3 protein-coding genes and 2 pseudogenes are annotated in these 4,755 nt (G+C 52.9%); 2 read left to right on the forward strand and 3 right to left on the reverse strand.

Annotated features, from left to right (window positions below; all coding sequences use genetic code 11):
* Window positions 1–272: pseudogene (locus tag QVO51_RS00355) on the forward strand (ABC transporter); the annotation flags it as partial.
* A 28-nt stretch (window positions 273–300) separates the two neighbouring features.
* On the opposite strand, the gene tadA reads toward QVO51_RS00355, so the two are convergent.
* A complete protein-coding gene (gene tadA, locus QVO51_RS00360) occupies window positions 301–756 on the reverse strand; it encodes a tRNA adenosine(34) deaminase TadA (RefSeq protein WP_022356759.1) in 456 nt (151 codons plus the stop codon).
* 8 nt (window positions 757–764) lie between these two features.
* Window positions 765–1,910, reverse strand: a complete 1,146-nt coding sequence (locus tag QVO51_RS00365) for a CPBP family glutamic-type intramembrane protease (RefSeq protein ID WP_022356760.1) — start codon at window positions 1,908–1,910, stop codon at window positions 765–767.
* A gap of 199 nt (window positions 1,911–2,109) precedes the next feature.
* Here QVO51_RS00365 and QVO51_RS00370 point away from each other — a divergent pair, with 199 nt between their 5' ends.
* Window positions 2,110–2,445: a zinc-ribbon domain-containing protein gene (locus tag QVO51_RS00370; protein WP_022356761.1), complete on the forward strand. Its 336-nt coding sequence runs from the start codon at window positions 2,110–2,112 to the stop codon at window positions 2,443–2,445.
* A 66-nt stretch (window positions 2,446–2,511) separates the two neighbouring features.
* Here QVO51_RS00370 and QVO51_RS00375 read toward each other — a convergent pair.
* A pseudogene (locus QVO51_RS00375) lies at window positions 2,512–4,755 on the reverse strand (hypothetical protein); the annotation flags it as partial.

Here is a 4,755-nt window from a genome sequence, read left to right on the forward strand (position 1 = left end):
TGTTGGCAAGAGCCCTGTGCGCAACGGGAAAACTGCTGTTGCTGGACGAACCGGTATCCGCCCTGGATCCGGTGGCAACGGCGGATTTCTATGCGCTGATCCGGAAGCTGAATCGGGAGGACCACATTGCGGTCATCATGATCTCCCACGACATCCAGGCAGCCGTCAAGCAAGCCAACCGGATCCTACATCTGGACAGCACCCTGCGTTTCTTCGGCACCACAGCGGAATATCTGCAATCTGACGTGGGACATGCCTTCTGCGAAGCATAAACAAAGCCGTATGCTTTTAAGCATACGGCTATTTTTCACGCAGTCCGGAGAAAAACCTCTGAAGCTGTTCCTTGCAGGCATCCTCCAGCAGTCCACCGGTCACTGCCGGCTTATGATTATAGGGCAGGGCAAACAGGTTGATCACCGAGTCCGCCGAACCAGCCTTGCTGTCATAGGCGCCAAACACCACCCGGCGCACCCGGGCGTTGATGATGGTGCCGCAGCACATGGGACACGGCTCCAGGGTCACATAGAGGGTGCAACCGGACAGCCGCCAGCTACCGAGCGCCAAAGCCGCCTGCCGGATGGCAAGCACCTCTGCGTGGGCAGTGGGATCATGATCCACCTCCCGACGGTTGTATCCCCTGCCCAGGACCTCCCCTGTGGCATCCTGCACCACCAGCGCCCCCACCGGGATCTCCCCCAGTGCAGCAGCCTGCTCCGCCAGCTCCATGGCCTGGCGCATATACGCAAAATCGTCCATATATCCCCCTACCCCTGAAAGATCTGAAGCATGCCCAACAGGATCATCACTGCCACCCAGGGCAGCATGGTAGTACTGGAAAAAAACGCAGCCAATTTATCCTGGGTGGACAGGTACAGACATTGATTGCATATATATGCCTTGGATTTCCGCTGCTTGCGGATCAAGGTCATCACCACAAAGGACACCAACGCCACCAGAGTTACCAGCACGTAGATCCGGTGGATCAGATGCCGATCCACCTGGTTGGAATCCAGTGCCAACTGCCCGAAGGTGGTCAGCACATAGGCGATCCGGATCAGATAACAGCAAAATAAGGAACCGGTCCGGAGCATAAAATAGCCGCAAAGCAATCCCAGCAGCGCTTCTCCGATCCGATAGGGCAAAGAATTGGGCTGCAAAAAGGCGATCAACACAATGATGGAAACTGCGAATTTATCCCCGAACTGCCGCAATACCGGCAGAAGCATGCCCCGGTACAGCATTTCGATCAGCATGGAGGCAAAGGTGATCTCGTACATAACGTAGACCAGCACCGCCTTGCCGTTTGTATAGGAATACAACAGCTGTTGGGACAGCTGGGAGGTGCCCGTCAGACCACTCAGCACACATACCGCCGTGCCCACCAACAGCGCCAGAGCGGATCCTTGCAGCACGTCAGAGGAGGCGGTAGGACGATAGGAGGCACACACGGAAAAGGGCAGCCGGAAGCAGTATTGCAGCACCAATGCCGTCAAAGCATACCGGAGGAAAATATCGATCATTTTCACAAATACGATTCCCCACTGGCTGCCATACATCTGGGTGGAAAACAGACTGCCGGACACATGAAAACCCAGCCGCTGAAAGATCCGCACCAGCAGGGCACTGCCCCCCAGGTCGCACAGCAGATACACCAGCAACGCAATGCCGATGACCTTGCCCACCCGGCGGAGCGCTGTTCGTGTAGCCTCCGCAGCGCCGCTGTTCAAGAAGCCGGTACCCTCCACATACACCCGCTCTTTTTTGTTCTTCATAAACCGGAATGCATAGTGGGATTTGGAAAACCGCCGCCAATCCTGATAATCCCGGTTGTATCGGTCACTGGAGGAGTTAAACCGGAAGTCCCGTACAACATCCAGAATATCTTCTCCCTGCGTCTCTTCCTCCGGCATCTTCTCTCCCCCCTCTCTGCGTATTTATTCTGCATATTTATTTAATTATACCGGATGTGGAACACGGAAAGCAGTGAAATCATGTAAAAAAAACAAAGATATTTTGTGAATTGCATCTAATCTAAAACATGTTTCCACCCGCTTGACTTTCACAACATAACATGCTATAATGAAAGCGTTAAAACAGATGGAGGTTTATATGATCTATTGTCAAAACTGCGGCAACCAATGTGCCGACCATACCCGATTCTGTCCTGTTTGCGGTGCACCGCTGCAAATCAGTACTTCCCAGCAGCCAAACGGTGTCTACTACTATCAGCAGCCAGTACAGGAGGACAAACCAGAAACCGCCCTGTGTGTGCTGAGCTTTTTCTTCTGGATTGTGGGCGTAGTGCTCTACGCAGTGAACGTGTCCACAAAGCCAGTCTCCGCCAGGGCTTATCTGAAATGGGGACTGATCTCCGTGGCAGTGAACGTAGGTCTGAGCCTGCTGGTAATGTTGATTCCCCTGTTGCTTGCTGTTTCCTCTGCATAAGCAACCCCTCCCTGCACACTCCATACAAAACAAAAGGCGGTTCATAGGAACCGCCTTTTTGCTGTCTTAGGACATTTGCGACATACGATAGTACAAATAAAATGCTGTCACAAGCTGCTTCAGATTCTCCGGAGCAGCTTCACTTTCCAGTACTGCACGCACATAGCATGTGGGCTGATACTTCAGTGTGTAATCGCCGATCACACAGTCTGCCACGGTCACGCCGAAGCCTGCCGCAAGATCCACATAGTAGTAATTGCCCTTGTTGCCGGTAAAGCCGTATGCGGAAACATCCGTGCCCTTTGCAACCTTGAAATAATGTCTGAGTACGACATCGGACTCCAGCAGCAACGTGGAGCCGTAGTAGGAAATGCCCTCCGGCAATTCGCCGTCCGCTACATACACTTCCATCGCCAGAGTGTCTGCTGTCACCTGGCTCATTTCCTTTGTTGCACCCAGGGTCTCCCCTGCAAAGTATGCATCCGCATAGGTGCCATACTGCATCAAAGTCCGAACCAGACCAACTGTGTAGTTGTTGTATGCGTCACTGTTGTCCAGGATCTCGTTTGCGTAATCCTCCACGGTAAAGCTGTAAACCGTGCTCTTTACGGTATCCGTAATGATCTGCGCCTTGATCTTGGAGGCCATTTCCTTGGCAGACACCTGACAGGTGAATACATAGTACTGCTCGCCGTCTACCTCATCCTGCGCAGCGCCCCGCACAGACATTACCTTGGTTGTCCCGTCGGGCAAAGTAAACTGCATGTATGCACTGTCATCTGCAACGATCCGGGGATCCAGCATCATGTAGAAGTTTACGCCGATGCTGCCGTTCAGCGTCAGGGAATGACCCGCCAGATGCGTTCCCACATTGTTTCTGAAATAGCCGCAGTTTTTGCAAACGCCGTTTACATAGGAATGCGCCGGTACAATATCTTCATTGACGTTTCTGTACACCTGCGTGGGAGTATCGGATGCATCACAGGACAGGTAAAAATTGCACTGGTAAACCTTCGGTCCGCCCACAGACGGGTACTGCGCCGATACTGCGCTGCTCAGATTCTGTCCCCAGTCACCGCCCAACCGATAAGCTGCTTCGCCGATGGCAAAAGCCTCTGCGGACAGCTTACTAGCCTGGTAGTAGGTGGAAGCGGAATCCTCCAAAGCGTAACAGTTTGTAATGGTAATGTAAGAGGACGCTGCGCAAATGGCTTGCCCAGTCACGGTACCCATGTTGTAGCAGTTTACAATGCCCCCATATCCGAAGCCGCAGATACCGGCAGCGTTTTTGACACCGCCAACCCTACCTCTGTTTGCACAGTTGCTGATTGTGCTGTAATACTGTCTGCCGCAGATACCACCAGCATACTCTTCTGTGCCGTTGATGGTGGCAGTGCTGTAGCAGTTTTTAATAGCGCTGTAGTAGCTGTATCCGCAGACAGCTGCTACCTCAACCTTTGCCTGGAAGAAGGAATCGATCACGCCCAGATTGCAGATGGTGGCTTTATCAACTTTTCCGAACAGTCCGACGCTGGTTTTGCTGTCGTTGAAATACAAGCCGCTGATGGTGTGATTCTGTCCGTCAAAGGTGCCGGTGTAATTGGCGTAATTGTCTCCCTCCACACCGGAGATGGGCGTCCATTTTCTCAGGTTGCTTGGATCGCTGATGAGATTTCTATCAGCATCCAGAACGGTTTCGTTGACTACAATGTCCGCTGTCAGAATGCCGTTGGCGCCCATATTCTGATCCACGTCCGCAAGGGTGCCGTTGACCAGAGCTGCAAACCAGTACAGCTGTCCGGCGTTGGAGATCTCATACGCTCCGTCTGCATTCAGCATCGCTGCCTCATACCCATCACACCGCACACAGAAGCCGTTGTCATTGTAGCTGTGACCCAGCATCTCGCCACTTGCAAACAGATCCGCTTCATCGGTGCTGATCGCATCGCAACGTGCGCAGGACTTATGATATTGTGCAGCGTGTGTGCAGTCCACAGGGGTATACAGAGTCGCATCTGAAACAGTTTCTACAGTGAAATCATGTCCCAGAGCGTCCCCGTCTTCAAACAGATCTGCTGTGTCCGTACTGATGACTGCGCAGCGGGAACAGCACTTATAGTACCGTGCCGGTGTGGTGCAGTCTGCCGGTGCATAAAATGCGGGGTTGGAAACGTTTTTCTCGGAGAAATCATGCCCCAGAGGGCCACCGCTTGTAAACAAGTCATCCTCACTGGTGCTGATGAAACCGCATGCGGAACAGCTCTTATAGTACTTTGCCGGATTGTTGCAATCCGCAGGAGTATGCAGGGC

The organism is Ruminococcus sp. CAG:379 (assembly GCF_000434255.1).
Classification (GTDB): domain Bacteria; phylum Bacillota; class Clostridia; order Oscillospirales; family Ruminococcaceae; genus Ruminococcus_F; species Ruminococcus_F champanellensis.